This is a genomic window from Serratia sp. LS-1, assembly GCF_003719595.1.
GTDB classification, from domain to species: Bacteria; Pseudomonadota; Gammaproteobacteria; order Enterobacterales; family Enterobacteriaceae; genus Serratia; species Serratia ureilytica.
Window position 1 is genome coordinate 2,802,570 of record NZ_CP033504.1, and the last position, 25,437, is coordinate 2,828,006.

General features: G+C 61.3%; 22 protein-coding genes. 13 read left to right on the plus strand and 9 right to left on the minus strand.

Translation table 11 applies throughout. The annotated features are described in order from the left end of the window. Positions 1 to 51: 51 nt before the first annotated feature. Both yieE and EDY99_RS13455 read right to left on the minus strand, forming a co-directional pair. Positions 52 to 918, minus strand: a complete 867-nt coding sequence (yieE, locus tag EDY99_RS13450) for a DNA-binding transcriptional regulator YeiE (protein ID WP_021505917.1) — start codon at positions 916 to 918, stop codon at positions 52 to 54. 98 nt (positions 919 to 1,016) lie between these two features. Next, entirely contained in the window at positions 1,017 to 1,214 is a 198-nt protein-coding gene (locus tag EDY99_RS13455; protein WP_033643799.1) for a hypothetical protein, read from the minus strand. Between the two features lie 193 nt (positions 1,215 to 1,407). On the opposite strand from EDY99_RS13455, the gene EDY99_RS13460 reads away from it, so the two are divergent. Both EDY99_RS13460 and nfo read left to right on the plus strand, forming a co-directional pair. Continuing rightward, positions 1,408 to 2,481, plus strand: coding sequence for a YeiH family putative sulfate export transporter (locus EDY99_RS13460; protein ID WP_033643801.1), 1,074 nt, complete (start codon positions 1,408 to 1,410; stop codon positions 2,479 to 2,481). A 98-nt stretch (positions 2,482 to 2,579) separates the two neighbouring features. Next, positions 2,580 to 3,419: a deoxyribonuclease IV gene (nfo, locus tag EDY99_RS13465; RefSeq protein WP_033643802.1), complete on the plus strand. Its 840-nt coding sequence runs from the start codon at positions 2,580 to 2,582 to the stop codon at positions 3,417 to 3,419. Between the two features lie 19 nt (positions 3,420 to 3,438). Here the strand turns inward: nfo and EDY99_RS13470 are convergent, their stop codons facing one another. The 4 genes from EDY99_RS13470 to fruB all read right to left on the minus strand — a co-directional run bounded on the left by EDY99_RS13470 (position 3,439) and on the right by fruB (position 7,962). Beyond that, positions 3,439 to 4,032 (minus strand): DJ-1/PfpI family protein, encoded by a 594-nt coding sequence (locus EDY99_RS13470; protein WP_080273400.1) that lies wholly within the window; start codon positions 4,030 to 4,032, stop codon positions 3,439 to 3,441. A gap of 161 nt (positions 4,033 to 4,193) precedes the next feature. Next, positions 4,194 to 5,879 carry a PTS fructose transporter subunit IIBC gene (fruA, locus tag EDY99_RS13475; protein ID WP_033643804.1) on the minus strand — a complete coding sequence of 562 codons (1,686 nt, stop codon included), beginning with the start codon at positions 5,877 to 5,879 and terminating at the stop codon, positions 4,194 to 4,196. Between the two features lie 11 nt (positions 5,880 to 5,890). Then, positions 5,891 to 6,832: a 1-phosphofructokinase gene (gene fruK / locus EDY99_RS13480; protein ID WP_015378523.1), complete on the minus strand. Its 942-nt coding sequence runs from the start codon at positions 6,830 to 6,832 to the stop codon at positions 5,891 to 5,893. Next, positions 6,829 to 7,962: a fused PTS fructose transporter subunit IIA/HPr protein gene (gene fruB / locus EDY99_RS13485; protein WP_033643805.1), complete on the minus strand. Its 1,134-nt coding sequence runs from the start codon at positions 7,960 to 7,962 to the stop codon at positions 6,829 to 6,831. The genes fruK and fruB overlap by 4 nt, the downstream gene beginning before the upstream one ends. Positions 7,963 to 8,209: 247 nt before the next feature. On the opposite strand from fruB, the gene EDY99_RS13490 reads away from it, so the two are divergent. The 4 genes from EDY99_RS13490 (at position 8,210) to EDY99_RS13505 (ending at position 14,548) form a co-directional block, all read left to right on the plus strand. Further along, a complete protein-coding gene (locus EDY99_RS13490; RefSeq protein WP_033652539.1) occupies positions 8,210 to 8,632 on the plus strand; it encodes an NUDIX hydrolase in 423 nt (140 codons plus the stop codon). A gap of 231 nt (positions 8,633 to 8,863) precedes the next feature. Next, complete coding sequence (locus tag EDY99_RS13495) at positions 8,864 to 10,024, plus strand: NapC/NirT family cytochrome c (protein ID WP_033652538.1); 1,161 nt, start codon at positions 8,864 to 8,866, stop codon at positions 10,022 to 10,024. Between the two features lie 12 nt (positions 10,025 to 10,036). Further along, entirely contained in the window at positions 10,037 to 12,511 is a 2,475-nt protein-coding gene (gene torA, locus EDY99_RS13500; RefSeq protein ID WP_123061839.1) for a trimethylamine-N-oxide reductase TorA, read from the plus strand. An 861-nt stretch (positions 12,512 to 13,372) separates the two neighbouring features. Beyond that, positions 13,373 to 14,548 carry a sugar efflux transporter gene (locus EDY99_RS13505; RefSeq protein WP_123061840.1) on the plus strand — a complete coding sequence of 392 codons (1,176 nt, stop codon included), beginning with the start codon at positions 13,373 to 13,375 and terminating at the stop codon, positions 14,546 to 14,548. Here EDY99_RS13505 and EDY99_RS13510 read toward each other — a convergent pair. After that, entirely contained in the window at positions 14,545 to 14,799 is a 255-nt protein-coding gene (locus tag EDY99_RS13510; protein ID WP_019453627.1) for a YkgJ family cysteine cluster protein, read from the minus strand. The genes EDY99_RS13505 and EDY99_RS13510 overlap by 4 nt on opposite strands. A 271-nt stretch (positions 14,800 to 15,070) precedes the next feature. Between EDY99_RS13510 and mtr the strand changes: the two genes are divergently transcribed. Together mtr and yeiP are read left to right on the plus strand one after the other, a co-directional pair. Continuing rightward, complete coding sequence (mtr, locus tag EDY99_RS13515; protein WP_047025330.1) at positions 15,071 to 16,315, plus strand: tryptophan permease; 1,245 nt, start codon at positions 15,071 to 15,073, stop codon at positions 16,313 to 16,315. A gap of 126 nt (positions 16,316 to 16,441) precedes the next feature. After that, positions 16,442 to 17,014: an elongation factor P-like protein YeiP gene (yeiP, locus tag EDY99_RS13520; protein ID WP_004935725.1), complete on the plus strand. Its 573-nt coding sequence runs from the start codon at positions 16,442 to 16,444 to the stop codon at positions 17,012 to 17,014. A gap of 42 nt (positions 17,015 to 17,056) precedes the next feature. On the opposite strand, the gene uxuA is transcribed toward yeiP, so the two are convergent. Next, on the minus strand, positions 17,057 to 18,247 hold the full coding sequence (uxuA, locus tag EDY99_RS13525; RefSeq protein ID WP_047025329.1) for a mannonate dehydratase: 1,191 nt from the start codon (positions 18,245 to 18,247) through the stop codon (positions 17,057 to 17,059). Positions 18,248 to 18,539: 292 nt separating this feature from the next. Here uxuA and EDY99_RS13530 point away from each other — a divergent pair, with 292 nt between their 5' ends. Then, on the plus strand, positions 18,540 to 20,012 hold the full coding sequence (locus EDY99_RS13530) for a mannitol dehydrogenase family protein (protein WP_123061841.1): 1,473 nt from the start codon (positions 18,540 to 18,542) through the stop codon (positions 20,010 to 20,012). Positions 20,013 to 20,073: 61 nt separating this feature from the next. Here EDY99_RS13530 and EDY99_RS13535 read toward each other — a convergent pair whose 3' ends face one another. Beyond that, complete coding sequence (locus EDY99_RS13535; RefSeq protein WP_004935734.1) at positions 20,074 to 20,382, minus strand: type 1 fimbrial protein; 309 nt, start codon at positions 20,380 to 20,382, stop codon at positions 20,074 to 20,076. Between the two features lie 319 nt (positions 20,383 to 20,701). Between EDY99_RS13535 and EDY99_RS13540 the strand changes: the two genes are divergently transcribed. From EDY99_RS13540 to EDY99_RS13560, 4 genes are all read left to right on the plus strand, one after another. After that, entirely contained in the window at positions 20,702 to 21,676 is a 975-nt protein-coding gene (locus tag EDY99_RS13540) for a GTP-binding protein (protein WP_033652532.1), read from the plus strand. 77 nt (positions 21,677 to 21,753) lie between these two features. Continuing rightward, positions 21,754 to 22,464: a phosphatase PAP2 family protein gene (locus EDY99_RS13545; RefSeq protein ID WP_033643814.1), complete on the plus strand. Its 711-nt coding sequence runs from the start codon at positions 21,754 to 21,756 to the stop codon at positions 22,462 to 22,464. A gap of 410 nt (positions 22,465 to 22,874) precedes the next feature. After that, positions 22,875 to 23,450: a bifunctional murein DD-endopeptidase/murein LD-carboxypeptidase gene (mepS, locus tag EDY99_RS13555; RefSeq protein WP_033643815.1), complete on the plus strand. Its 576-nt coding sequence runs from the start codon at positions 22,875 to 22,877 to the stop codon at positions 23,448 to 23,450. Between the two features lie 391 nt (positions 23,451 to 23,841). Further along, on the plus strand, positions 23,842 to 25,428 hold the full coding sequence (locus EDY99_RS13560) for a cyclic di-GMP phosphodiesterase (RefSeq protein WP_123061842.1): 1,587 nt from the start codon (positions 23,842 to 23,844) through the stop codon (positions 25,426 to 25,428). The last annotated feature ends 9 nt before the right edge of the window (positions 25,429 to 25,437 follow it).

The window sequence follows — 25,437 nt, forward strand, 5'->3', positions numbered from 1 at the left end:
TTTATGCTTTTTCCGGCCTGCGCGGCAGCAGAGCGCTTGACGTGCCGCCGGTTACAGCACGCAATAGCTGAGAAAACGTTGCAACGCGTTGGAGACGTGCTTTTGCCGATGGCGGATCAGGTACAGGGTGCGGCGCAGCGGCGGCAACGGCACCGGCAGTTCCACCAGCGCGCCGCTGGCCAGCTGTTCCGCCACCACCCGCCGCGACAGGCAGCTGATGCCGATGCCGTGCCGCACCGCATGCTTGATCGCCTCCGAGTTGCCCAGCTCCATCACCAGCTGGAAGTGCGGCAGATGCGCCAACAGCAGATGGTCCAACACCTCACGGGTGCCGGAACCGCGCTCGCGCAGGATCCACGGCGCATTGGCCAGCGCCTCCAGCGTCGGCGGTTGACGGGTCAGCGGGTTATCCGGCGCGGCGAACACCACCAGCTCGTCCTCCAGCCACGGCTGCGTCACCAGCTCCGGCATATGGCAAGGCCCTTCGATCAGCCCCAGATCGACGCGAAAATCCGCCACCGCCACGATTACGTCCTGGCTATTGCCGACGTTCAGCTCCAGCGGCGTGGCGGGAAAATCCCGGCGGTAGCGGGCGATCATCTCCGGCAGCATGTAGTTGCCGATGGTGCTGCTGGCGGCGATGCGCAACGCCCCGCCGTCATGGCGAAACAGCTGCTCTATCTCCCCCGCCTGTTCCAACAGCGCCAGCGCCTTGGGATACAGCAACCGGCCGTGCTCGTTGATCACCAGCCGTTTGCCGACGCGATCGAACAGCTGCACGCCCAGCTGCCCCTCCAGATCCGCCAGCGCCGCGCTGACCGCCGACTGCGACAGCGCCAGCACCACCGAGGCCTGCGTGGTCGAACCGCTTTTCAGCACTTCGGTAAAGACTTCCAGTTGACGCAACGTGATATGCATAGCTGTCCCGGTATTGAAAGAAGGTTCTGCCAGAGAACCCCAATATGGTGTGGTGGGCAGCCCGGCCAGGCTACCCTGTTTGCGGCCAGATCGGCGCGCTATTTGCCCAACGCGACCAGCTGCGCCGCCGCGGCCAGCACCGGCTCTCGCGGCGTGCCGGTTTCGTCCCGCAGTATCAATTGCAGCATCGCCGCGAGATGGTCGCGGTCGATCGCCTTGTTTTCTTCAATCAACCGCCGCACCGCGCGGCCCACTTCCTGATCTACCTGCTCTCTGCGTTGATCGTCGGTATCCATCGCCTGCTCCTGTTAGTTGGAAAATTGACGGCGGCTCGCCGCTCCTCCACACCCTAGCCGCAATGCGGCGTTATGCCAATGGCTGACCCCATACCACTTATTCAGATAGGTTATAAATATATAATCAATTTCTCTTTTATTCAGCCCAAACGTACTCTTGACCGCAAGAAACAGACTGAAGGACTGACTTTATATGGCGACTGATACCACTCACACTTACCCCGAGCGACGCTTCCCGCTGTTCGGCCTGCCGCGGCTGGTGCCGGGGCTGGCGCTGACCGGCGCGCTCACCGCGCTGGCCGTCTGGGCCGGCGACATTCCCAGGGTGGCGGAGCTGGGGCTGGGGGCGCTGACGCTGGCGATCCTGCTCGGCATTCTGGTGGGCAACACGCTGTACCCCCGCTGGCAAACCGTTTGTCACAGCGGCGTACAGCTGGCCAAACAGCGCCTGCTGCGTCTGGGCATTATCCTTTACGGCTTCCGGCTGACCTTTCAGCAGATCGCCGACGTGGGCGCCAGCGGCATCATCATCGATGCGCTGACCCTGATCACCACTTTCCTGCTGGCCTGCTGGCTCGGCAAGAAAGTGTTCGGCATCGACAGCCAAACCGCGATACTGATCGGCGCCGGCAGCAGCATTTGCGGCGCGGCGGCGGTGATGGCCACCGAGCCGGTGCTGAAGGCCGACTCCAGCAAAGTGGCGGTGGCGGTTTCGACCGTGGTGGTGTTCGGCACCCTGGCGATCTTCGCCTATCCGTGGCTGTATCAGTTGAATGAACACTTCCAGTGGCTGCCGTTCAGCCAGGAAACCTTCGGCATCTACGCCGGCTCCACCATCCACGAAGTGGCTCAGGTGGTCGCCGCCGGGCACGCCATCGGGCCGGACGCCGAAAATGCGGCGGTGATCGCCAAGATGATCCGCGTGATGATGCTGGCGCCGTTCCTGCTGCTGCTGTCGGGCTACATCAGCCGAGGCAGCGCAGGCAAGGCGGAAAAATCCGCCATCACCATTCCGTGGTTCGCCGTGCTGTTTATCGCCGTCGCCGGGCTGAACTCCTTCAACCTGCTGCCGGCCACGCTGGTGCGGCACCTGATCACCGCCGACACCTGGATGCTGGCGATGGCGATGGCGGCGCTGGGGCTGACTACCCACATCAGCGCCGTGCGCCAGGCCGGGATGAAACCGATTCTGCTGGCAACGCTGCTGTTCGTCTGGCTGCTGGTCGGCGGCGGCGCGATAAACCAACTGGTGCAACACCTGCTGTAATCTCCCTCGGCGGCCCGCTTCGGCGGGCCGCCGCTTTTCGCCATTCAATCCGCCCGCCATCAATGCCATAATGTCACCGATAACACAGGAGAATGAAGATGAAGTTTGTCGGTGCACATGTCAGCGCGTCAGGCGGCGTGGATCAGGCGGTTATCCGCGCGCACGAATTGGAGGCGACCGCGTTCGCCCTGTTCACCAAAAATCAGCGTCAATGGAAGGCCGCCCCGCTGGCCGCCGACGTGATCGATAAGTTCAAGAGCGCCTGCGCCCAGTACGGTTACGGGCCGGGGCAAATCCTGCCGCACGACAGCTACCTGATCAATCTGGGGCACCCGGTAGCCGACGCGTTGGAAAAATCGCGCGAGGCGTTTATCGACGAGCTGCAGCGCTGCGAACAGCTGGGGCTGACGCTGCTGAATTTCCACCCCGGCAGCCACCTGCTACAAATCGACGAAGATAAATGCCTGGCGCGCATCGCCGAATCGATCAACATCGCGCTGGATAAAACCGCCGGCGTGACGGCCGTGATCGAGAACACCGCCGGCCAGGGCAGCAACCTGGGCTTCAAATTCGAGCACCTGGCGGCGATCATCGACGGCGTCGAAGACAAAAGCCGCGTCGGCGTTTGCATCGACACCTGCCACGCCTTCGCCGCCGGGTACGATCTGCGCACCGAAGAAGAGTGCGAGCGCACCTTCAAGCAGTTGGGCGACATCGTCGGTTTCAACTACCTGCGCGGCATGCACCTGAACGACGCCAAGAGCGAGTTCAACAGCCGCGTCGACCGCCATCACAGCCTGGGGGAAGGCAACATCGGCAAAACGGTGTTCAGCTACATCATGCGCGATCCGCGTTTCGACAACATCCCGCTGATTCTGGAAACGGTAAACCCGGATATCTGGGCCGAAGAGATCGCCTGGCTGAAGGCGCAGCAGTAACCCTCCCCTGGCCGCTCGCTTAAGCGCGAGCGGTTTCCCCCACCGCGTGCTCCGCCGCCAGCATGGCGCCGAACTGACGCAGCGTTTCTTCATCCAGGCCCGCAGCCCTGAACACCGCGGTGGTAAAACTGACCGGCGCCGATCCCGGTGACGTAATGACGCGGTCATCCACAACGGCGACGGCGCTCGCAACGTAATGGCGCTGCCCGCTGTAGCCCGCAACGTTGCGCGTCAAGAACTCGGCATCGTTGGAGGTATGCGCCCTGCCGTTCAACAGGCCGGCCCGCGCCAACGCCAACGTCCCGCCGCAAATGCCCGCCAGGGTCGCGCCGCGTTGATGCTGCTCGTTGAGCAACGCGCGGATATCCGGCGCCCGTTCGGTTTCCCACAGGGTGCCGCCGACCACCACCAGCACCTCGGGGCGCCAGTCCGCCAATTCGGCCACGCCGTGAGCAACGTCCACCGTCAACCCGCCCTGTGAACGAAGCGTTCCGGCCTGCGGCGCAAAAAACGCCACATCCAGCCCATAAAACGGGCCGCCAACGCCGGCAATCAGCGCGTATTCCCAATCGGCGAAACCGGATGTCAGTACGATCGCCACTTTTTTAGCCACTGATGAATCTCCTTGAATCATTCCTTGTTCGCAGGAATAAGGTCGCGCTATCAGCTTAGAAAGCCTTGTGGTTTCTGACCAGGGGTAAATCGTGCTAACTGCCTAAGACACAAATAAAAACGCGCAGCTCTGGGCTGCGCGTTTTGCGGTATCGGCGAGGCTTACGCCGCGGCGGCGACCGGCGTTTCAGCACGTTTCAGCAGGGCATAAGCCACCCCGGCCAACAGCGTGCCGGCGGCGATCGCCACCAGGTACAGCAACACCGGCGAAATCGCGCCCGGGATCAGCAGCACGAACAAGCCGCCGTGCGGCGCCATCAGCTTGGCGCCGAAGGCCATCGACAGCGCGCCGGTCAGCGCCCCGCCGGCGATGCAGCACGGCAACACGCGCATCGGATCGCGGGCGGCGAACGGAATCGCCCCTTCGGTGATGAAGCACAGCCCCAGCACCAACGCCGCCTTGCCGCCTTCCTGTTCGGATTTCGGGAACTTGCGGCGCGCCAGCAGCGTCGCCAGGCCCATCGCCAGCGGTGGCACCATGCCCGCCGCCATGATGGCCGCCATCGGCGCATACACCGAGGAGCTGAGCAGCGCCACACCGAACGCGTAGGCCGCTTTGTTCACCGGGCCGCCCATGTCGGTGCACATCATGCCGCCCAGGATCGCCCCCAGCAGTACGGCGTTGGCGGTGCCCAGCGATTGCAGCCAATGGGTCAGGCCTTCCATGATTTTCGCCACCGGCGTGCCGACCACGTAAATCATGATGAGGCCGGTGATTAGGCTGGCCACCAGCGGAATGATCAAGATGGGCTTCAGCGCTTCCATACTTTGCGGCAGGCGCAGCTTGCTGCTGATCGCCCTGGCGACATAACCCGCCAGGAAACCGGCGATGATGCCGCCCAGGAACCCGGCGCCGGTGCTCACCGCCAGCATGCCGCCGATCAGGCCCGGCGTCAGGCCCGGACGATCCGCGATGGAGAAGGCGATGAAACCGGCCAACACCGGCACCATCAGCGCGAAGGCGGAGCCGCCGCCGATCTGCATCAGCGCCGCCGCCAGGGTGCCCTTGACCTCAAAGGCCTTGATGCCGAACACGAACGACAGCGCGATGCACAAACCGCCCGCCACCACCATCGGCAGCATGTAGGACACGCCGGTCAGCAGGTGACGATACGGGCCGTTGCCCTCTTTCTTCTTCGCCGTCGGCGCCGCGCCGCTGCGCTGCTGCGGCTGGAACACTTCGGCTTCGGCCAGCGCCTTGTCCAGTTCCTGCGCGGTTTTCTTCAGCGCCAGACCGGTGGAAGTACGATACATCGGCTTACCGGCAAACTTGTCCAGATCCACTTCGATGTCCGCCGCGACGATCACCAGATCCGCCGCCGCCACTTCTTCCGGGGTGATGGCGTTGCCGGCGCCGACGGAGCCGCGCGTTTCCACCTTCACCCACCAGCCGCGTTTCTTGGCTTCACTTTCAATGGCTTCGGCCGCCATAAAGGTGTGCGCCACGCCGGTTGGGCAAGCGGTGATCGCCACGATGCGTTTTTGTCCATCGGCTTTCACCGCCGCCGCTGCCTGCGGCGCCTGATAGGTTTCAGCTTCGGCCTGGGCGCGCGCCAGAAACGCGTCCGGTTCACGCACCGCCTGTTCTACCTCGCCCACATAGATCAATTTGCCGTTCAGCGCGGCGTCAGCAGGAGCAGCCTGCCCCGCCACCGCCACCAGTTCGGCGTCCTGCAGCGACTCGACCAGCGTCAGGCCGGCTTTGGCCGCGGCGGCCTCCAGCATGCGTTTCGCCAGGTGGCCACGGGCCTGTCCCTGCGAACTGTCTACCATCAGCAGCGTTTTCATTCTGCCTCCTGCTATTGATTGAAAGGTTTCAGATCGACGCGCGCCATCATCGCGGCCAACTGGGGACGATCGGTCACGCCGACGTTGCTCTGGCTGACCGCCAGCGCCGCTACCGCCGTGGCCAGACGCAGGGTGTGTTCGCTGGATTCGCGCATCAGCAGGCCATAAATCAGGCCGCCGACCATCGAATCGCCGGCGCCCACGGTGCTGACCACCTCACAGGACGGCGGTTTGGCGATCCAGGCGCCGGATGCGTTAACCCACAGCGCGCCTTCCGCGCCGAGGGAGATGACCACGTGGGCGATGCCCTGTTCGCGCAGCGCATGCGCGGCCTCGACCACGTCCGCCAGCGTCGGCAGCGGGCGGCCGGCCCAGATTTCCAGCTCGCGGCGGTTCGGTTTGACCAGCCACGGCGAGGCCTTCAGCCCGGCGACCAGCGCTTCGCGGCTGCTGTCGAAAATGATGCACGGGCACTTGGCGCGCAGTTGGGTCATCCAGTCGGTAAACGCGTCGGGATCGACGCCGGCCGGCAGGCTGCCGCTCACCGCCACCATGTCAAACTGGCCCAGCCAGCTCAGCGAGTCGCTGACGAAGCGATCCCAGTCCTGCGGCGTCACTTCGAAGCCGGAGAAGTTGAAATCGGTCACTTCGCCGTCTTTTTCCGTCAGCTTGACATTGATGCGGGTGCGCCCCGGCACCACCTGAAAGCGGTTGGCGATCCCCAGATCGCTGAACAGCAGCTGGAAACCGTCCTGATTATCTTTGCCCAGGAAGCCGCCGACGGTGACGTCGATGCCTAAATCTTTCAACACCTTGGCGACGTTGATGCCCTTACCGGCGGCGTGCAGGCCGGCGGTTTTTACCCGGTTGACTTCCCCGCGTTCAATCTGCGGGCAGAAACCCACCAGATCGTACGCCGGGTTCAGGGTGATTGTTGCTACTCTTCTGCTCATGCTGCGCCCTCGCCCAGTCCTTCATTAATCGCTTCGCCAATCGCTTTCAGCGCGGCTTCAGCATCTTCTCCATTGGCGGTAAAGCGCAGGTGATGCCCTTTCTTCACGCCCAACGCCACCACCTTCATCAGGCTGCGCCCGTTGGCCGGCTTGCCGCTGCCGTCCAGGTTGGTGACGGTGATGTCACTGTTGAAACTTTTGATCACGTTGACCAGCGCCGTGCCCGGCCGCGCGTGCAGACCGTGCTCGTTGCGGATCACGAATTCGGCGCTCAGCACGCTGCTCTCTTCCGCCACGTCGCTGGTCAGCAGCGCCAGCACGCCGGCGGCATCCGCCTTCAGCAAGCGTTCAGCTTTGTTGGCCAGCAGCAGATCGCTGAGGTAGTTGAGCACCGCCAGCGGCTGCGCATCGGCGACCGACACCGTCAGCAGCAGCGCCACCGGCTCGCCGTCTTCCACGAAAGCCTGCGCCGGGCGGCTGACGGTGGCCGCGCTGGCCAGGTTGCCTTCAACGCTGTCGCTCAGCCAAATGCCCTGCCCCAGATTCAGCGGTTTGCGGGTGATGGCATCGCTGACGAACTGCGCGTTGACCGCCCCGATTTTTTGCAGACGGCCGGCGTTCAGCGCCTGCAACGTCATCAGGCTGTCGGCGGCGACGTCGAGCGCAATCAGCGAAACGTCGAACTGGAATTCGGCGCTCTGCCGTTCGCCCATCAACAGGCTGCGCAGCTCTTCCGCGGAGGTGGTTTTCGCCAGCCGCTCCGCCACGCTGTCATCGCTCAGCACGTGGGTGAGCTGACGCAGCAGCGCCAAATGCTCGTCGGAACGGGCGGCGATGCCGATCGCCACATAGGCGGTCTGGCCCTCCCCCCACGCGATGCCCTGCGGGAACTGGAACACCTGCACGCCGGTTTTCAACACCAGATCGCGGGTATCGGTGGTGCCGTGCGGAATGGCGATGCCGTTGCCCAGGTAGGTGGACGTCTGCAGTTCGCGCTGCAGCATGCCGTCCACATAACCGGCGCTGACGCAGCCGGCGTCGGTCAGCGCGGCGGCCACCTGACGGATGGCCTCCTGCTTATCGGCGGCAGCGGCGCCCAGATGAATGTCTTGCGGTGACAACTGGAACATGATTCTCCTCTCCTGCTGAATTGAATCGTTTCAGCTTCATTGAGAAAAAGGAGCGTTACCCGCTGCCCACAAGCGGTCGGATAACGCTGAAACGTTTCAAGTAGTGTGTAAGCAGCGCAAGATGAAAGCAAGCTTTCTCCCTTTCGCCATTGCAGATTTTTGAGCTTACGCACACTTTCATCGGCGCATTGGTCAGCGCCGGGGCAAAATGACATACTGTGCTGAAACTTTGCTGACGGAGAAAAGCATGAATGTAGTGACGGGCGTCGGGGTGATCATCGTGAACCCGCAAGGCGAGATTTTGCTGGGCAAACGCTGCGGCTCCCACGCGCCCTTTTGGTCGATCCCCGGCGGGCATCTGGATGCCGGTGAGACCTTCGAGCAGTGCGCCCAGCGCGAAATTGCCGAAGAAACCGGGTTGATCATCGATCCGCCGCGCTTCGTTGGCGTCAGCAACAATCTGCAAACCTGGCGCGCCGAAGGCAAACACACGGTGTCCATCTGTCTGCAGGTGGCGCATCCCGGCGGCGAAGCCGAGCTGAAAGAACCCGAAAAATGCGCCGAATGGCGCTGGTGCGCGCCAGACTCTCTGCCGGAACCCCATTTCGAAGCCAGCCGCACGGCGATCCGCCTGTGGCTGAGCGGCCAAACCTACTTGCCAACGGCCTGAGCCCTTCGCGAGCGCGCGGCGTTCGCGTTGCCTGCCTCACAGCCCATCGCTATATAAAATAGAATATAACGCTATTTTTTGCGATATACGCCATTTTTTTGACTACGGATAACCCCATGGGGTTAACCCTCTTCTATCATTACCCCTGCAATCGACGTGGCATTCTGACCTCCGGTCGGCGGCCTTTTGGCAAGATTTTATTTTAAATTCATAATTATAAGCGGGTTTACCATGAGCAAAAAACTGACTGGCTTTGAAAAAAAGCGCCGGTGGGGATGGCTATGGCTTTTGCTGCTGGGGATTATCCTCGGCGCGGCGCTGTTGGCCGGGACCGCCACCGTATTCCATAAAACCAGCGATACCGCCTTCTGCGTTTCCTGCCACACCATGCAACAACCGCTGGCCGAATATCAGGGCAGCGTCCACTTCCAAAACACCAAGGGTATCCGCGCCGAGTGCGCCGACTGCCACGTGCCGCACCAGCCGATCGATTACCTGTGGACCAAGATCCGCGCGGTAAAAGACATCTACGGCGAGATGGTCGGCACCATCGATACGCCGGAAAAATATGAAGCACACAAGCTGGCGATGGCGCAGTCGGTCTGGAAGACGCTGAAAGAGAACGACTCGGCCACCTGCCGCTCCTGCCACAGCTACGACGCCATGGACATCACCGCCCAGCGTCCCGAAGCGCGCCTGCAGCACCCGGTGGCGATCAAACAGGGCGAAACCTGCATCGACTGCCATAAGGGCGTGGCCCACATCCTGCCGGACATGAGCGGCGAAACCCAGGCCGGCGCCGCCGAGCTGGCCAAGGCCGCGGCGCTGACCGCACCGGGCGCCACCACCCTCTACACCATCGCCACCGAACCGTTCTTCCTCAGCGCAGACGACAGCCATAATGCCGGCAACCTGATGCCGTCCACCGAAGTGCAGGTGGTGAAACAGGATGGCGACAAGGTGCTGGCCACCGTGAGCGGCTGGCAGCAAGACGGGGTCAGCGAAGTGTTCTACGCCGCGCAGGGCAAACGCATCCTCAGCGTGCTGCTGGGTGAAGACGCGCGCAAACAGCTGAAGACCGCGTCCACCCAGACCGATGCGGAAACCGGCCTGGTCTGGCATCAGGTCTCTCTGCAGGTGTGGCTGCCGCGCAAGCAGCTGATCGACGATCAGCAAAAAATCTGGCGCTACGCCGCGGACATGATGTCGGCCAACTGCACCGGCTGCCACGGGCTGACCGCGCTCGATCGCTTCAACGCCAACCAATGGATCGGCGTCATCAAAGGCATGGCGCCGCGTACCTCGCTGACGCAGGAACAGCTGCGCGTGCTGACACAATACGTACAAAAACACGCCAGCGACATGCCACCTGCCGCACCGGCCAAGCTTTAAGGGAGAAGCGCAATGAGCAACCAAAAACCGTTAACCATGAGCCGCCGCCGCTTCCTGACCGGCGCCGCCGCGCTGACCGCCGCCCCGCTGCTGGCGGGATTATGGCCCAAAGCGGCGCTGGCGCAGGCCATCAGCGAAGCGCTGCCGCAGTTCATCGTCTTGCGTCAGGCGCAGAAAGGCATTCTGACCGGCGCCCACTGGGGCGCGTTTGAAGCCATCGTGCAGGACGGCAAGATGGTCGGCGTGCAGCCGGTGCAGGACGATCCGTATCCCAATGAGCTTATCACCATGGCGCCTTATCAGGTGCACGCCGAGAACCGCATCAAATACCCGATGGTGCGCAAAAGCTGGCTGGAAGGCGGCCCCGGCAGCCGCACCGAGCTGCGCGGCCGCGACGAGTGGGTGCGCGTCAGCTGGGACAAAGCGACCGAGCTGGTGTGCAATGAGATCACCCGCCTGCAAAAAGATCACGGCCCGCAGTCGATCTACGCCGGTTCCTACGGCTGGAAAAGCGTCGGCATGCTGCACAACAGCCGCACGCTGCTGCAGCGCCTGATGAACCTGACCGGCGGCTTCCTCGGCTACGCCGGCGACTACTCCACCGGCGCGGCGCAGGTGATCATGTCGCACGTGGTCGGCTCGATGGAGGTCTACGAACAGCAGACCGCCTGGCCGAACGTGATCGAGAACAGCGAGCTGGTGATCCTGTGGGGCTGCAACCCGATGGTCACGCTGAAAAACAGCTGGAACGTGCCGGATCACGTCGGCCAGACCGGCTTCGAGGCGCTGAAGAAAAAAGGCACCCGGGTGATCAGCATCGATCCGGTACACAACGACAGCGCCAAGTTCGTCAATGCGCAGTGGATCGCCCCGCGCCCATACACCGACGGCGCCATGCTGATCGGCATCGCCCATACGCTGCTGACCGAGAAGCTGCATAACCCGGACTTCCTGAAAACCTATACCGTCGGCTTCGACAAGTTCCAGGCCTACCTGCTGGGCGAGAGCGACGGCGTGGCGAAAACCGCCGAATGGGCGGCCGACATCAGCGGCGTCGATGCCGACACGCTGCGCGCGCTGGCGCGCGAGATGGCGAAGCATCGCACCATGATCATGGGCGGCTGGGGCATTCAGCGCCAGCATCACGGCGAACAGCAGCACTGGCTGCTGGTGACGGTGGCGGCGATGCTCGGCCAGATCGGCCTGCCGGGCGGCGGCTTCGGCTTCAGCTACCACTATTCGTCCGGCGGCAGCCCGACCGCCAAGGGCGGCATCATCGCCGGCATCTCCGCCGGCAACGCGCCGAAGAACTCGCCGGCGCCGATCCCGGTAGCGCGCATCGCCGAATGCCTGAGCAATCCGGGCAAAACCATCGACTTCAACGGCGCCAAGGTCACCTACCCCGAGGTGAAAATGGTGTATGTGGCGGGCGGCAACACCTTCCACCAGCATCAGGACACCAATAACCTGGTCAAAGCCTGGCAGCGGCCGGACACCATCGTGGTCAACGAGCCTTACTGGACCGCCACCGCCAAGCATGCCGATATCGTCCTGCCGGCCACCACCAGCTACGAGCGCAACGATCTGGAAATGGGCGGCGACTATTCGCAGCTCTACGTGTTCCCGATGCATCAATGCGTGCCGCCGCAGCACGAGTCGCGCAGCGACTTCGACATCTTCTCGGCGATGGCGGCCAGGCTGGGCGTGCAGGAGGCCTTTACCGAGGGCAAGGATGAAACCCAGTGGCTGAAAGGCATGTACGACGACATGAAAAACCAGGCGCGCGCCGCGCGGGTGGCGCTGCCGCCGTTCGACATGTTCTGGCAATCCAATAACTACGTGCGTTTCCCGGTGCCGGAGGCCAATAAGCAGTGGGTGCGCTTCGCCGATTACCGCGACAACCCGCTGCTGAACCCGCTGGGCACGCCGTCGGGCAAGATCGAAATCTACTCCGACGCCATCGCCAAAATGCATTATGCGGATTGCCCCGGCATCCCGACCTGGATGCCGCCGCACGAGTGGTATCGCGGGCCGGAAGCGGCCAAGTATCCGCTGTCGCTCAATACCGCGCACCCGACCAACCGGCTGCACTCCCAGCTCGACAATACGCCGCTGCGCAAGAAATACGCGGTGGCGGATCGTGAAGCGATCCTGATCCACCCGCAGGACGCGCAGCCGCGCGGCATTGCCGGCGGCGATCTGGTGCGGGCGTTTAACGATCGCGGCCAGATCCTGGTGGGGGCGGTGGTCAGCGAAGACGTGCGGCCTGGCGTGGTGCGCATCAGCGAAGGCGCCTGGTTCGATCCGGCCGATCCGGCGCAGCCCGGCTCGCTGTGCAAGAACGGCAACGTCAACTGCCTGACCTTCGACATCGGCTCCTCCAGCCTGGCGCAGGGCAACTGCGGGCAGATGGCGCAGCTGCAGATCGAGAAGTATCAGGGGCCGACGTTGAAAAATACCGCGCACGCGGTGCCGCAAGGCGCCTGATTTACCGGCAAGCAAGGGGGGCGCAACGCGTAATGCTGGTCAGTTAGCGTTTTTTTGAAGTACTCGAGTCGTTTTCGGTCGATAAATGAGAGGTGCATCATGAGGCTCCAGCACCTCGACCGAGCCAGGGGCCGAAGGCGCGGCCCCTGGCAACCCGCGCCTTTGCCCTATCAGACGGTTGGCTTTGCCAACTGCCCTCTCTCCGCCATAGCGCATTGAGGCCGGTTGCGACAGGCGTCCCTGCCTGTCTCACCTGAAACCGCCGTCCATGGCGGTTTCTCCTAATGCGCCATGCCTGCGTTCGGCGTCTTCAAGGGCGTCCAATACCGTGCTCATCTCCGATTTCTCTTCTCTGCCATAACCTCATAAGGGACAGGTTGCCCGGTAGCTGCCAGCTCGGGTGTTGACCTTAGGCGCGCATCACCGGCTGCCGAGCAAGACGGCATTGTCAGGGGCAACCGGCCAGGGAAGGCCGGTTGAGGCGAGACTAACAGGGATGTTTGTCGCAGCCGACCCGCCCGACAATGCAGACGCGGCGAGGGCATCCGCACAGCGGACAGACGGTGTTAAGCAAGGGCGCGGGTGGAGGGGCCGCGCCTTCGGCCCCTCCAATTGCCGTTCATTGTAGTAACAGAGAAATTCGGGGGATTTACGGCAATTCATCCTGCACGTCACGTAAAGAGACTGGATAAAAAATACCAGTCAGGCTTAAGTGACCGGCATTAGGCGCAACGCGCCCCTTTTTTCACGTCGCCGCGCGACATAGCCGCTTACCCTGCGCCAATGGATAGCGGTTTGCGTTTCTTTTCAACGGGCGTATGATGCGCGCGACCTCACTTTTTCGACGAATTCTCCATCGCCATGCCGACTTCATCCGCAGTAACGCGACGCACGCCCGATCTCACTTCGCTGGCCTTTTTGGCGGTGGCCTTCCTGACCGGCATAGCCGGCGCGTTGCAAACCCCGACGCTGAGCCTGTTTCTGGAAACCGAAGTCAAGGTGCGGCCGGCGCTGGTTGGCCTGTTCTTTACCGGCAGCGCGGTGATCAGCATTCTGGTCAGCCAGTTTCTCGCCGGCCGCTCGGATAAAAAAGGCGACCGCAAATCGCTGATCTTCCTCTGCTGTATGCTGGGTGCGCTGGGGTTCACGCTGTTCGCCTGGAGCCGTAATTACTCCCTGTTGCTGCTCGTCGGCGTGCTGCTCACCAGCTTCGGTTCCACCGCTAACCCGCAAATGTTCGCCCTGGCGCGCGAACACGCCGATCGCACCGGGCGCGAGGCGGTGATGTTCACCTCCATCATGCGCGCGCAGGTCTCGCTCGCCTGGGTGATAGGCCCGCCGATCGCCTTCGCGCTGGCGCTGGGTTTCGGCTTCAAAACCCTGTATCTGGCGGGCGCGGCGGCCTTTGTCCTGTGCGGCCTGCTGGTGTGGAAACGGCTGCCCTCCATGCCGAAAAGCGCCGTGGCGAGCGCGCCTCTGGCCGCACCGCGGCAGCATCGCCGCGACGCGCTGCTGCTGTTTGGCGCCAGCACCCTGATGTGGACCGCCAACAGCATGTACCTGATCAACATGCCGCTGTATATGGTGCACGAACTGCGGTTGCCGGAGCGGCTGGTCGGCGTGCTGATGGGCACCGCCGCCGGGCTGGAGATCCCGATCATGCTGATCGCCGGCATGGTGGCGAAACGCTGCGGCAAACGGTGTTTGATGCTCGGCGCCGCCGTCGCCGGCGTACTGTTCTACTGCGGCCTGCTGTTTATCACCGGCAGTGGGCAACTCATCGCTCTGCAGCTATTGAATGCGGCGTTTATCGGCGTGCTGGCGGGGATCGGCATGCTCTACTTCCAGGATTTGATGCCCGGTCAGGCCGGCACGGCCACCACGCTGTTCACCAACACCATTCGAGTCGGCTGGGTTATCGCCGGCGCCATCGCCGGCGCGGTGGCGGAAATCTGGAACTACCATGCGGTGTTTTACGCCGCGCTGGCGATGGCGGCAGGCGCGACGCTGTGTCTGTGGCGGTTGAAAGACGCTTAAGGCGCGGTGTCCGCTTCCAGCCTGGCGAGATAAATCAGCGCCTGATCGCGGTGATCGTGGCACATGTCGCGGCTCGGCTGCAGGCTGCCGCACACCTTCGGCCGCAGCGGCGAATGAAACAGGCCGCAGCGCAGCTGTTCATCCAAATGAATGCAGCGGGTATTGGCGGGCTTGCCGTTCGGCATGCCGGGGATCGGGCTGGATATTGACGGCGCGATACAGCAGGCGCCGCAGTCGCTGCGACAGTCCATCAGCGCTACTCCTGGTGGGCTGGGGAAAAGAAGCGCGACAATAGCAGCCGCGTGCGGCGGCCGCCAGCAGAATCCCTGCGCCTTGGCGATCTTTACACTCGTCCCGCAACCGTCTTGCCCCGCCGGATTCGCCACCTGACGAATAAATGCCCAAAAAGCCGCAATTTAAAGACAAAAACGCGTGAAGCGTGCAATTCCCACGCTTTACATGCGCCATGCACCCATGTACCATTGAGCTAGTACAAAAGAACCTCTTCCATCAGGAGCGCACATGTCTACGGACACCATCCAGAAGCTGGCCCGCCCTTCCGTTCTCGGCGGCGCGATGATCATTGCCGGTACCGCCGTAGGCGCCGGCATGTTTTCCATTCCGATCGTCACTTCCGGTGTCTGGTTCAGCGGCTCCGTCGCGCTGCTGGTGTATACCTGGGCCTGCATGTTGCTTTCCGGCCTGATGATCCTTGAAGCCACGCTGCACTACCCGAGCGGCGCCAGCTTCAACACCATGGTCAAGGATCTGCTGGGCAAAGGCTGGAACGCCGTGAACGGCCTGTCGGTGGCGTTCGTGCTGTACATCCTGACCTACGCCTATATCTCCGCGGGCGGTTCGATCATCGCGCACACGCTGGAGGGCATCGTCGGCGTCGGCCAGACCACCGCCGGCCTGGTGTTCGCGCTGGTCGTGGCGTTTATCGTCTGGCTCTCCACCCGCGCGGTCGACCGCCTGAGCACCATTCTGATCGGCGGCATGGTGATCACCTTCGTGATGTCGGTGGGCGACATGTTCACCCACGTGCAGCCTGCGGTGCTGTTCAATACCGGCGATGACCAGGCCAGCTATCTGCCTTATGCCCTGGCGGCGTTGCCTTACCTGCTGACCTCGTTCGGCTACCACGGCAACATTCCCGGGCTGGTGAAGTACTACCACAAGGACAGCGGCTCCGTGGTGCGCAGCCTGGTGTACGGCACCCTGTTGGCATTGGCTATCTACATCCTGTGGCAGTATGTGATTCAGGGCAATATCGCGCGCGACGCCTTTAAGCAGGTGATCGCCGAGGGCGGCAATATCGGCAGCCTGCTCAAGCAAATGGGCAACGTCTCCAGCAGCCAGACCGTCAGCCAACTGCTGAACGCTTTCTCCTATATGGCGCTGGCCAGCTCGTTCCTCGGCGTGTCGCTGGGCCTGTTCGACTACCTGGCGGACTTCTGCAAATTCAAGGACGACGCCGTCGGGCGCAGCAAGACCGCGCTGGTGACCTTTGTGCCGCCGACCCTGGCCGCGCTGCTGTTCCCGAACGGTTTCCTGTACGCCATCGGCTTCGCCGGGCTGGCGGCCACCATCTGGGCGGTGATCGTGCCGGCGCTGATGGCGCGCGCCAGCCGCCGCCGCTATCCGCAGGCCGGTTATCGCGCACCGGGCGGCAACGGCGTGATCCTGTTCGTCATCCTGTTTGGACTGATCAACGCCGCCGCGCATATTCTGTCGCTGTTCGGCCTGTTGCCGGTCTTCCGGTAATCCCCGACGGGAGGGCTGCCGCCCTCCCTTTCCCGCACTGTTTTTGCGCCGGGCTATTGCCTGAAATCGGCGGCGCGAGTACCTTGTCGCAACTTCTCTAATACTCTTCATTGCGGATGAATTGAAATGGCAAGAGCTAACGAAATTAAACGCGGCATGGCGATCAGCTACAACGGCAAGCTGCTGCTGGTAAAAGATATCGACGTGCAGAGCCCGAGCGCCCGCGGCGCCAGCACCCTGTACAAAATGCGCTTCTCCGACGTGCGCACCGGCCTGAAAGTAGAAGAACGCTTCAAGGGCGACGATATCCTGGACACCATTTCCCTGTCGCGCCGCAAGGTGAACTTCTCCTATATCGACGGCGAAGAATACGTGTTTATGGATGACGAAGATTACACGCCGTACATCTTCAAGAAAGACCAGATCGAAGACGAACTGCTGTTCATTCCGGAAGGCGGCCTGCCGGGCATGCAGGTGCTGACATTGGACGGCCAGGTGCTGGCGCTGGAGCTGCCGCAGACCGTGGATATGGAAATCGTCGAGACCGCGCCGGGCATCAAAGGCGCTTCCGCCAGCGCCCGCAACAAGCCGGCCACCATGGCGACCGGTCTGGTGATCCATGTGCCGGAATACCTCAGCGCCGGCGACAAGATCCGCATTCATATCGCCGAACGCCGCTACATGAGCCGCGCCGACTAGTCGCGCCAGCGGGGCCGATGCTCGGCCCCGTTTCCTTTTCCGCTACGGCAATTCCGGGAAAAAGCGCCGCTTGAGCGCCAGCTCGACGCCGCGCAGCTCCGCCAGCCCTTTCAACCGCCCGATGGCCGAATAGCCCGGATTGGTTTTCTTTTTCAAATCGTCCAGCATCTGATGCCCATGATCGGGGCGCATCGGGATCGGCCGCCGATCGCCCGCCCGCTGCCGACGCAGTTCTTCGGTCAGGATCGCTTCGATCACCGCCACCATGTCCACATCGCCCTGCAGATGCGCCCCCTCGTGGAAGCTTTTCGGGTTTTCCTCGCGGCAGGTGGCGCGTAAGTGGGTAAAGTGAATGCGATCGCCGAAGGTTTCAATCATCCGCACCAGATCGTTGTCGGCGCGCACGCCGTAGGAACCGGTGCATAGGGTGAAGCCGTTATGAATGCTGTCGACGGTCTGCTTCAGCCACTGCATGTCTTCGATCGTGGAGACGATGCGCGGCAGGCCGAGGATCGGCCGCGGCGGATCGTCGGGATGCACCGCCAGCCGGATGCCGGCCTCTTCCGCCACCGGCACGATGGCGCGCAGAAAGACCGCCATGTTTTCGCGCAGCTGCGCCTTGTCGATGCCGTCGTATTCCGTCAGGCGGCGGCGGAACTGCTCCAACGTATAGCCTTCTTCCGCCCCCGGCAGCCCGGCGATGATATTGCCCGTCAGCGTGGCTTTCTCCTCCTCGCTCATGGCGGCGAAATAGGCCGCCGCCTGACTGCGCTCTTGCGCCGTATAGTCCGCCTCGGCGCCGGCACGTTGCAGGATATGCAGCTCGAACGCGGCGAAGGCGATTTGATCGAAACGCAGCGCTTTGGCGCCGTCCGGCAGCGAATAGGCCAGATCGGTGCGCGTCCAGTCGAGGATCGGCATGAAGTTGTAGCAGACGGTGTCGATGCCGCAGGCCGCGAGGTTGCGCAGCGTCTGTTGATAGTTGGCGATATGCCGCCGCCAATCGCCGCTGTGGGTTTTGATCTCTTCATGTACCGGCACGCTCTCTACCACCGACCACACCAGCCCTTTTTCCGCCAGCAGCGCCTGCCGCGCGCGGATCTCGTCGATCGGCCAGACTTCGCCGTTCGCAATATGGTGCAGCGCCGTGACCACCCCGGTCGCCCCAGCCTGACGCACGTCATCCAAAGAGACCGGATCGTTCGGGCCATACCAACGCCATGTTTGTTCCATGTTGTGTCCTTATGCCTGTCTCGCATTGCGATGTTGTTATACCAGTTTAACTTAGATGTCAGCTAGCTTTAACTTACTCTTTCGCCGCGCGCTGTCAAAATTGAACCGTTCATTGGTTGATCCGCTTCACGATTCTGGCTTATTTTGGCCTGACCAATTCCCTTAACCTGCCGACAACTTTAGACTGGGGGCAGTTTTTTATCGCTGGCGCCCCGCTGTCCATGCGTCGGCAAACTGGTCCGCTAACTTGACGCAAGTGGCCCGCCAGCTGTCTACTCGCTTTGGAGATGAGATGAATACGATCGCCAACACCCCGCTGCCGGGCGCCGTCCGGCAACCGAATTATGATCGCCGGGCCCTGCGCAGCCGCATCGTGCACCTGGGTTTCGGCGCGTTCCACCGTGCGCATCAGGCGCTGCTGACCGATCGGGTGTTGAACGCCCAGGGCGGCGACTGGGGCATTTGCGAGATCAGCCTGTCCGGCGGCGTGCCGCTGTTTCAGGCGCTGCGGCAACAGGATCATTTATACAGCGTGCTGGAGAAAGGCGCGGACGGCCATCAGGCCCTGGTGATCGGCGCAGTGCATGAGAGCGTGCACCGCAAGCTGGAGGGCATCGCCGCGGTGTTGGAGAAGCTGGCCGAGCCGCAGGTGGCGATCGTCTCGATGACCATTACCGAAAAGGGCTACTGCATCGAACCCGGCAGCGGGCGGCTGGATCGGCGGCATCCGGGGATCGTCGCCGATCTGGCGGCGCCGCATCAGCCGCAGACCGCGCCCGGCATTTTGGTGGAGGCGCTGCGGCTGCGGCGTGAACGCGAGCTGCCCGCCTTCACCCTGCTCTCCTGCGACAATATTCCGGAGAACGGCCACGTGCTGCGCCGGGCGGTGCTCGATTTGGCGCAGGCGCGGGATCCGTCGCTCGCCGACTGGATCGCCTCCGCCGCCACCTTCCCCTGCACCATGGTCGATCGCATCGTGCCGGCCGCCACGTCGGCCACGCTGGATGAGATCGCCGCCGCGCTGGGCGGCGTACGTGACGAATGCGCCATCGCCTGCGAGCCCTTCATTCAATGGGTCGTGGAAGACAATTTCGCCGCCGGACGCCCGGCGTGGGAGCTGGCCGGCGCCCAGTTGGTCCGCGATGTGCTGCCGTTTGAGCATATGAAGCTGCGCATGCTGAACGGCAGCCACTCGTTCCTGGCATATCTCGGTTACCTGGGTGGCTATCGCTATATCAACGAGTGCATGGCGGACGAGCACTACCGCCGCGCCGCACAGCGGCTGATGCTGTGCGAGCAGGCCCCGACCCTGAGCGTCACCGGCATCAGTCTGCCCGACTACGCCGCGCAGCTTATCGCGCGCTTCAGCAATCCGGCGCTGCAACACCTCACCTGGCAGATCGCCATGGACGGCACGCAAAAGCTGCCGCAGCGCCTGCTGGACGCCGTGCGCTGGCATCTGCGGCACGGCGGCGACTATGGCGGGCTGGCGCTGGGCGTGGCGGGCTGGATGCGGTACGTCGGCGGTGTCGATGACGCCGGCCAGCCCATCGACATTCGCGATCCGCTGGCAGATGTCCTGCAACAGACGATCGCCGCCACTCCGGACGATCGGCGGCGCGTAACGGCGCTCCTGGCGCTGAAATCGGTGTTTGGCGAACAGCTGGCGACGCATGCCGCGTTTATCGAGGCGGTGACGCAAGCCTATTTGTCACTGCGCGATCGCGGTGCGCGTGAAACGGTGAAGGAGTGGGTGAAGCGGTGAAGTGCCTGCAGGCTGAGAATAACCATGCCGACGTAACGTTACGCCGGCATGGCGGAACGACTTAACGATAAACGACCGTCATAACAGCAAGTTTCTTCTGTTGGTCTACCCACTTCATTTCGGTTGTGCCAAGATTCAGCGGAAGTTCTTTGCGTGTAGTATCAAAACCTGACAACGCTTGCTGGGCCTGATAATGCTGGCCGTTGCGGTAACATTGCGTATTCGCCTTAGAATCTGCAATCTTGACCGTGCAAGGACTTTCAACGATAGAGCCGACGAAGCGAATTACCCCGCCGGCCACTCCTGCCTGACTCACTGCCGTCCATGAAAACAACATTCCTACGATCAAAAATAACCGAAAGGTATTCATGGCAACCTCATTTTTAGTTAAGCCAATTTAACCATAGAGGATCTTGTTCGGAATAATCGCAAGGAAAGGGACGAGATTTGATCGTTAATCGCGTCATTAACAATGTAAAAACAAGCTACTAACAAAAGTTAACCGTATCTAATACAGGGTTTTATCTAAGAATTTTCTTGCCAAAAAAAGTGGATTTTGCCGGTTGAAAAGCGCAGGGTGGCGTGCAAAATTTGCGAGGTAGAGCACAAATTAAATCGCGCTCGCCGCCGCGACCGCGCAGAATCGCTCATTTATTAGGCAGGTTGATTTTTGCACCCAGGAATGATTAATGACTAAAACCAATCTGATTACCGGCTTCCTCGGCAGCGGTAAAACCACCGCCATCCGCCATTTGCTGGCCCATAAGCCCGAGCATGAGCGCTGGGCGGTACTGGTCAACGAATTCGGCGAGATCGGTATCGACGGCGCGCTGCTGGCGGACAGCGGCGCGGTGCTCAAAGAGATCCCCGGCGGCTGCATGTGCTGCGTCAACGGCCTGCCGATGCAGGTGGGTCTGAATATGCTGTTGCAGCAGACCAAACCGGACCGGCTGCTGATCGAGCCGACCGGGCTCGGGCATCCGAAGCAAATCCTGTCGCTGCTGACCCAGGAGAGCTATGCCGGCTGGATCGATCTGCAGGCCACGCTGTGCCTGCTGGATGCCCGTCAACTCAGTCAGCCCCGCTACCGCGACAACGAAAACTTCCGCGATCAGCTGGCCGCGGCCGACGTTATCCTGGCCAGCAAAAGCGATACCTATCGGCCGGAAGACAGACGGGCGCTGGAAGCCTGGACGGCGCAAGATCCGCTGCAGCGGCCCTGCTACGCCATCGCGCAAGGTGAGGCGGATGTCGCGTTGTTGTCGCTTCCTCGCACAAATCGTACAGAATTACCGGACGCACGACATCATCATGGTCAGGCGAAAACGCAGGGACTGGCGGCGTTGCGGCTGCCGGAGAACGCGCGTTGGCGGCGAGCGCTGAACGAAGGGCAAGGCTTCACCAGCTGCGGCTGGATTTTTGACGGCGACACCCGGTTCGACACCGTCGGCTTTATGGAATGGGTGCGGCTGGCGCCGGTCGAACGTGCCAAAGGCGTGGTGCGCATCCCCGAAGGCACGTTGCTGATCAATCGCCAGGGCCAGGATCTCAACATCGAAACCCGCCCGAACGCGCCGCTCGACAGCCGGGTTGAACTGATCCACAGCGAAAATGCCGACTGGAACGCCCTGCAATCCGCCTTGTTTAAGATTCGTTTAAGTTAAACCCCGTACCGTTGCCCCCCGGTTGCCGCAGGGCGGCCGGTTTTGTTTCGTTTTCATTTTTCCAACAGGTTTATGTCATGACACGCCGCAATTTACCCTTCATTCTCTTTTTCAACTTACTGGGCGTTGCGCTGTTTCTGTCCTGGTTCCTGCCGGCCAATCACGGCGGCTGGTTTACCCTGGATTCGGCGATCTTCTTCTTCTTTAACCGCCATCTGGCCACCGACCCGGCATTTTTGCACCTGGTCGCCATCACCAACAACCGCGCGTTCGATGTGATTTCACTGCTCGCCATGGGCCTGCTGTATTTGTACTTCTACCTGAAGCAGGACGCCGCCGGCCGCCGCCGTCTGGTGATCACCGGCGTGGTGATGCTGCTGACCGCCGTGGTGCTGAATCAGCTTGGCCACCTGCTGCCGGTGAAGCATCCGAGCCCCACCCTGACCTTCGACAATATCAATCGCGTCAGCGCATTGACCGGCATCCCCACCAAGGACGCCTCCGGCGACAGCTTCCCCGGCGACCACGGCATGATGCTGATTATTTTTTCCTGCTTTATGCTGCGCTATTTCGGCCGCGGCGCCTTCGCCGTCGCCCTGCTGATTACGCTGATCTTTTCATTGCCACGCGTGATGATTGGCGCCCACTGGTTTACCGATATCGCCGTAGGCTCGCTGTCCGTGGTCTTGGTTGGCGCCAGTTGGGTGCTGATGACGCCTTGCAGCGACTGGATTATCGAACGGTTGAATCGCCTGTTGCCCGGCAAGCACCGCCCCGGCCAACCATAACTTACGTCTATGAGTCATTCCGGGAGGCGCCCGCCTCCCGCGTTTTATCCCCTCGCGATGCGCAAAATTTCTCCGCCCCCCGTTAACGCTTTTGCAACCTGATTTCACGCCAGATTCATACATCGGACAATTGGCGTTTTTTATATGAAGATTTACATTATGTTACATCACAAATTCATATAAAAAAGACCGGAAAAAGACTCGCAATCCCCTATTTGTTCCGGTAATCTCAGATGCGTTTGTGCCTGGTTTAAGTCGAATCAGTACGGAATCCGATAAAAATGTGCGTTCCCGCACGTTTTCAACGGTAACTGATTGTCGATGCAACAGGTGCGGACTAGGCTCGTTTCGTTTGGCATTTTTCAGGTAGCGACTTTCGTCGTTAAGGACTTCAAGGGAAAACAACAACAATGGTCAAATCTCAACCGTTTCTGAGATATTTTTTGCGGGTAGTCCCTGCAATTGCCGCTGCGGTTATGCTGTCAGCGTGCAGCTCGACTCACACTTCGAACTTGAGTAACGCACAAACTGAGATGCGTGCAGTTAATGACAAAGACGGTCTTTTACTGCAAGCCTCTCAGGATGAATTCGAAGCGATGGTCCGCAACGTTGACGTCAAGTCAAAGATTATGGATCAGTACGCGGACTGGAAAGGCGTTCGCTACCGTTTAGGCGGTGACACCAAGCGCGGCATCGATTGCTCGGCGTTTGTACAGCGCACCTTCCGCGAACAGTTCGGCATGGATTTACCGCGTTCTACCTACGAACAGGAAGATCTCGGTAAGAAAATCCAGCGCACCAAACTGCGCGCCGGCGATTTGGTGCTGTTCCGCGCCGGTTCTACCGGGCGCCATGTCGGCATCTATTTAGGCAACGATCAGTTCGTTCACGCTTCTACCAGCAGTGGCGTCATGATTTCCAAGCTGACCGATAACTATTGGAATAAACGTTATCGAGAAGCGCGCCGAGTGTTGACCAACGGCTGACGGCGCAACGCCCTGAAGATCCTGAATACCAAACGAGCGATAAACGCCGCCTACGGGCGGCGTTTTTTTTGGCTGTCGAACGAGAGCCACCGGGGCTGAGCCAGGCCTTATCGTCACCTCACACCATTATTTTGATAAACTGCCGGCCGGAAATCGCGCCGACGAGGAAAAACTCGCCTATTATCGTCAGATGACGGCAACGGCGCGCCCGGCGTTATTTAAAACGTTTCCGCTTAATAGGTGCATTATATTTCTGTCGGCGACGCCTTGTATTTAAACGCGTCGCCGGTTGGGTACGGGATAAAAGGCAAAAAATGAAAAAAAAGCCGTTGGCACAATCCATTAAATGGCTGCGCGACACGCCTGACGCCCCGTTGCAGAGGTCTCGGTTATGGGCTTGAAAAGGGCGTTCTCTCGCAGCGTGTCGCACCGACAGCGCAGTCTGGCCAAAAGCGTTGTCGCCGCCCTGCTATTTTTTACGCTATTCACCGCGGTCACACTTTCTTTGATCAACCACCAGCGCACGCAATATCAACACAAGGTTGAAGCGCGTACGCAAAAATTCGCGCTGGGTTATATCTCGCACCTGACGGATGTCATGCAAAAAATGATGCCGCTGCTGGACAAACCCTGCCTCTCAAGCCAGTCGGACATCACCTATCAGGCGGCCTTTACCAGCGGCGTACGCACCTTCCTGCTGGTGAAAGACGGTTACGCCTACTGCTCCTCCGCCACCGGCGACATGATGCTGCCGATGAAAAACCTGTATCAGGACATCGATACCCACCTGCCTTTGGATCTGAAGCTGCAGCAGGGCACGCCGATCGTGCCGGACAAGCCGGCGGTCGCGGTTTGGCTGCGGCATCCTGGCGCATCGGCGACCGGCATCCTCGCCACGCTGGACATCAATTTGATGCCCTACCTGCTGTTCACTTCGCATGACGAGCAGGCGCCGGGCATCGCCATCGTGATGGGCAACCGCGCGCTGACCACCTTCAGCCCGAACCTGATGCCGATCGCGCAGTTGCCGCAAGACAAGGCGGACACCCTGACGCTGCCCAATCTGCCGCTGAGCATCCTGTTCTACAACGAGAAACTGACGCCCAACGATATTCGCCTGACGCTGCTGGGCAGCCTGGTGCTGTCGCTGATGATCGGCGTGCTCTGCTACTACATGCTGCTGTTGCGGCAAAGCCCGGAGCGCGCGCTGCTGCGCGGCATCAAGCGCAACGAGTTCTTCATCGAATATCAGCCGGTGTTCCATACCGGCAGCAACAGCATCGGCGGGCTGGAAGCGTTGATCCGCTGGCAGCATCCTATCGAGGGCCGCATTCCCCCGGATGTCTTTATCCCGTACGCCGAAAGCAACGGGCTGATCGTGCCGCTCACCCGCCATCTGTTCAGGCTGATTGCCGAAGATGCGCCGCAGCTCGCCAAGGCGCTGCCGCGGGGAGGCAAGGTCGGCCTCAATATTTCCCCCGCCCACCTTAGCGCGCCGTCATTCCATCAGGACGTGTATGAACTGTTGGCGCAGCTGCCGGGCGATTACTTTACGCTGGTGTTTGAAATCACCGAACGCGGCATGGTGGAAGAAGAGAGCGCGCTGGCGGAGTTCGACTGGCTGCATAAACAGGGCATCGAGATCGCGGTGGACGATTTTGGCACCGGCCACAGCGCGTTGATCTATCTTGAGCGTTTCACCATGGATTACCTGAAGATTGATCGCGGCTTCGTCAACACCATCGGCCAGGAGACCGTCACCGCACCGGTGCTGGATGCGGTGATTTCGCTGGCGAAAAAGCTGAAAATGCTGACGGTGGCCGAAGGCGTGGAAACCGCCGAGCAGATGCAGTTCCTGCAAGAACGCGGCGTTAACTTCATGCAGGGCTATTACTTCAGCAAGCCGCTTAGCATCGCTAATTTCCTCGCTTACTGCAATGCTCATCAGGTCTTTGATTATCAGGAAAAAAATAGTTAATCTTTAAGC

Excerpts from the sequence above, each read along its gene's own strand:
- yieE (WP_021505917.1), bottom strand. The coding sequence starts at position 918 with ATGCATATCACGTTGCGTCAACTGGAAGTCTTTACCGAAGTGCTGAAA.
- EDY99_RS13455 (WP_033643799.1), bottom strand. The coding sequence starts at position 1,214 with ATGGATACCGACGATCAACGCAGAGAGCAGGTAGATCAGGAAGTGGGC.
- EDY99_RS13460 (WP_033643801.1), top strand. The coding sequence starts at position 1,408 with ATGGCGACTGATACCACTCACACTTACCCCGAGCGACGCTTCCCGCTG.
- nfo (WP_033643802.1), top strand. The coding sequence starts at position 2,580 with ATGAAGTTTGTCGGTGCACATGTCAGCGCGTCAGGCGGCGTGGATCAG.
- fruA (WP_033643804.1), bottom strand. The coding sequence starts at position 5,879 with ATGAAAACGCTGCTGATGGTAGACAGTTCGCAGGGACAGGCCCGTGGC.
- fruK (WP_015378523.1), bottom strand. The coding sequence starts at position 6,832 with ATGAGCAGAAGAGTAGCAACAATCACCCTGAACCCGGCGTACGATCTG.
- fruB (WP_033643805.1), bottom strand. The coding sequence starts at position 7,962 with ATGTTCCAGTTGTCACCGCAAGACATTCATCTGGGCGCCGCTGCCGCC.
- EDY99_RS13490 (WP_033652539.1), top strand. The coding sequence starts at position 8,210 with ATGAATGTAGTGACGGGCGTCGGGGTGATCATCGTGAACCCGCAAGGC.
- EDY99_RS13495 (WP_033652538.1), top strand. The coding sequence starts at position 8,864 with ATGAGCAAAAAACTGACTGGCTTTGAAAAAAAGCGCCGGTGGGGATGG.
- torA (WP_123061839.1), top strand. The coding sequence starts at position 10,037 with ATGAGCAACCAAAAACCGTTAACCATGAGCCGCCGCCGCTTCCTGACC.
- EDY99_RS13505 (WP_123061840.1), top strand. The coding sequence starts at position 13,373 with ATGCCGACTTCATCCGCAGTAACGCGACGCACGCCCGATCTCACTTCG.
- EDY99_RS13510 (WP_019453627.1), bottom strand. The coding sequence starts at position 14,799 with ATGGACTGTCGCAGCGACTGCGGCGCCTGCTGTATCGCGCCGTCAATA.
- mtr (WP_047025330.1), top strand. The coding sequence starts at position 15,071 with ATGTCTACGGACACCATCCAGAAGCTGGCCCGCCCTTCCGTTCTCGGC.
- yeiP (WP_004935725.1), top strand. The coding sequence starts at position 16,442 with ATGGCAAGAGCTAACGAAATTAAACGCGGCATGGCGATCAGCTACAAC.
- uxuA (WP_047025329.1), bottom strand. The coding sequence starts at position 18,247 with ATGGAACAAACATGGCGTTGGTATGGCCCGAACGATCCGGTCTCTTTG.
- EDY99_RS13530 (WP_123061841.1), top strand. The coding sequence starts at position 18,540 with ATGAATACGATCGCCAACACCCCGCTGCCGGGCGCCGTCCGGCAACCG.
- EDY99_RS13535 (WP_004935734.1), bottom strand. The coding sequence starts at position 20,382 with ATGAATACCTTTCGGTTATTTTTGATCGTAGGAATGTTGTTTTCATGG.
- EDY99_RS13540 (WP_033652532.1), top strand. The coding sequence starts at position 20,702 with ATGACTAAAACCAATCTGATTACCGGCTTCCTCGGCAGCGGTAAAACC.
- EDY99_RS13545 (WP_033643814.1), top strand. The coding sequence starts at position 21,754 with ATGACACGCCGCAATTTACCCTTCATTCTCTTTTTCAACTTACTGGGC.
- mepS (WP_033643815.1), top strand. The coding sequence starts at position 22,875 with ATGGTCAAATCTCAACCGTTTCTGAGATATTTTTTGCGGGTAGTCCCT.
- EDY99_RS13560 (WP_123061842.1), top strand. The coding sequence starts at position 23,842 with ATGGGCTTGAAAAGGGCGTTCTCTCGCAGCGTGTCGCACCGACAGCGC.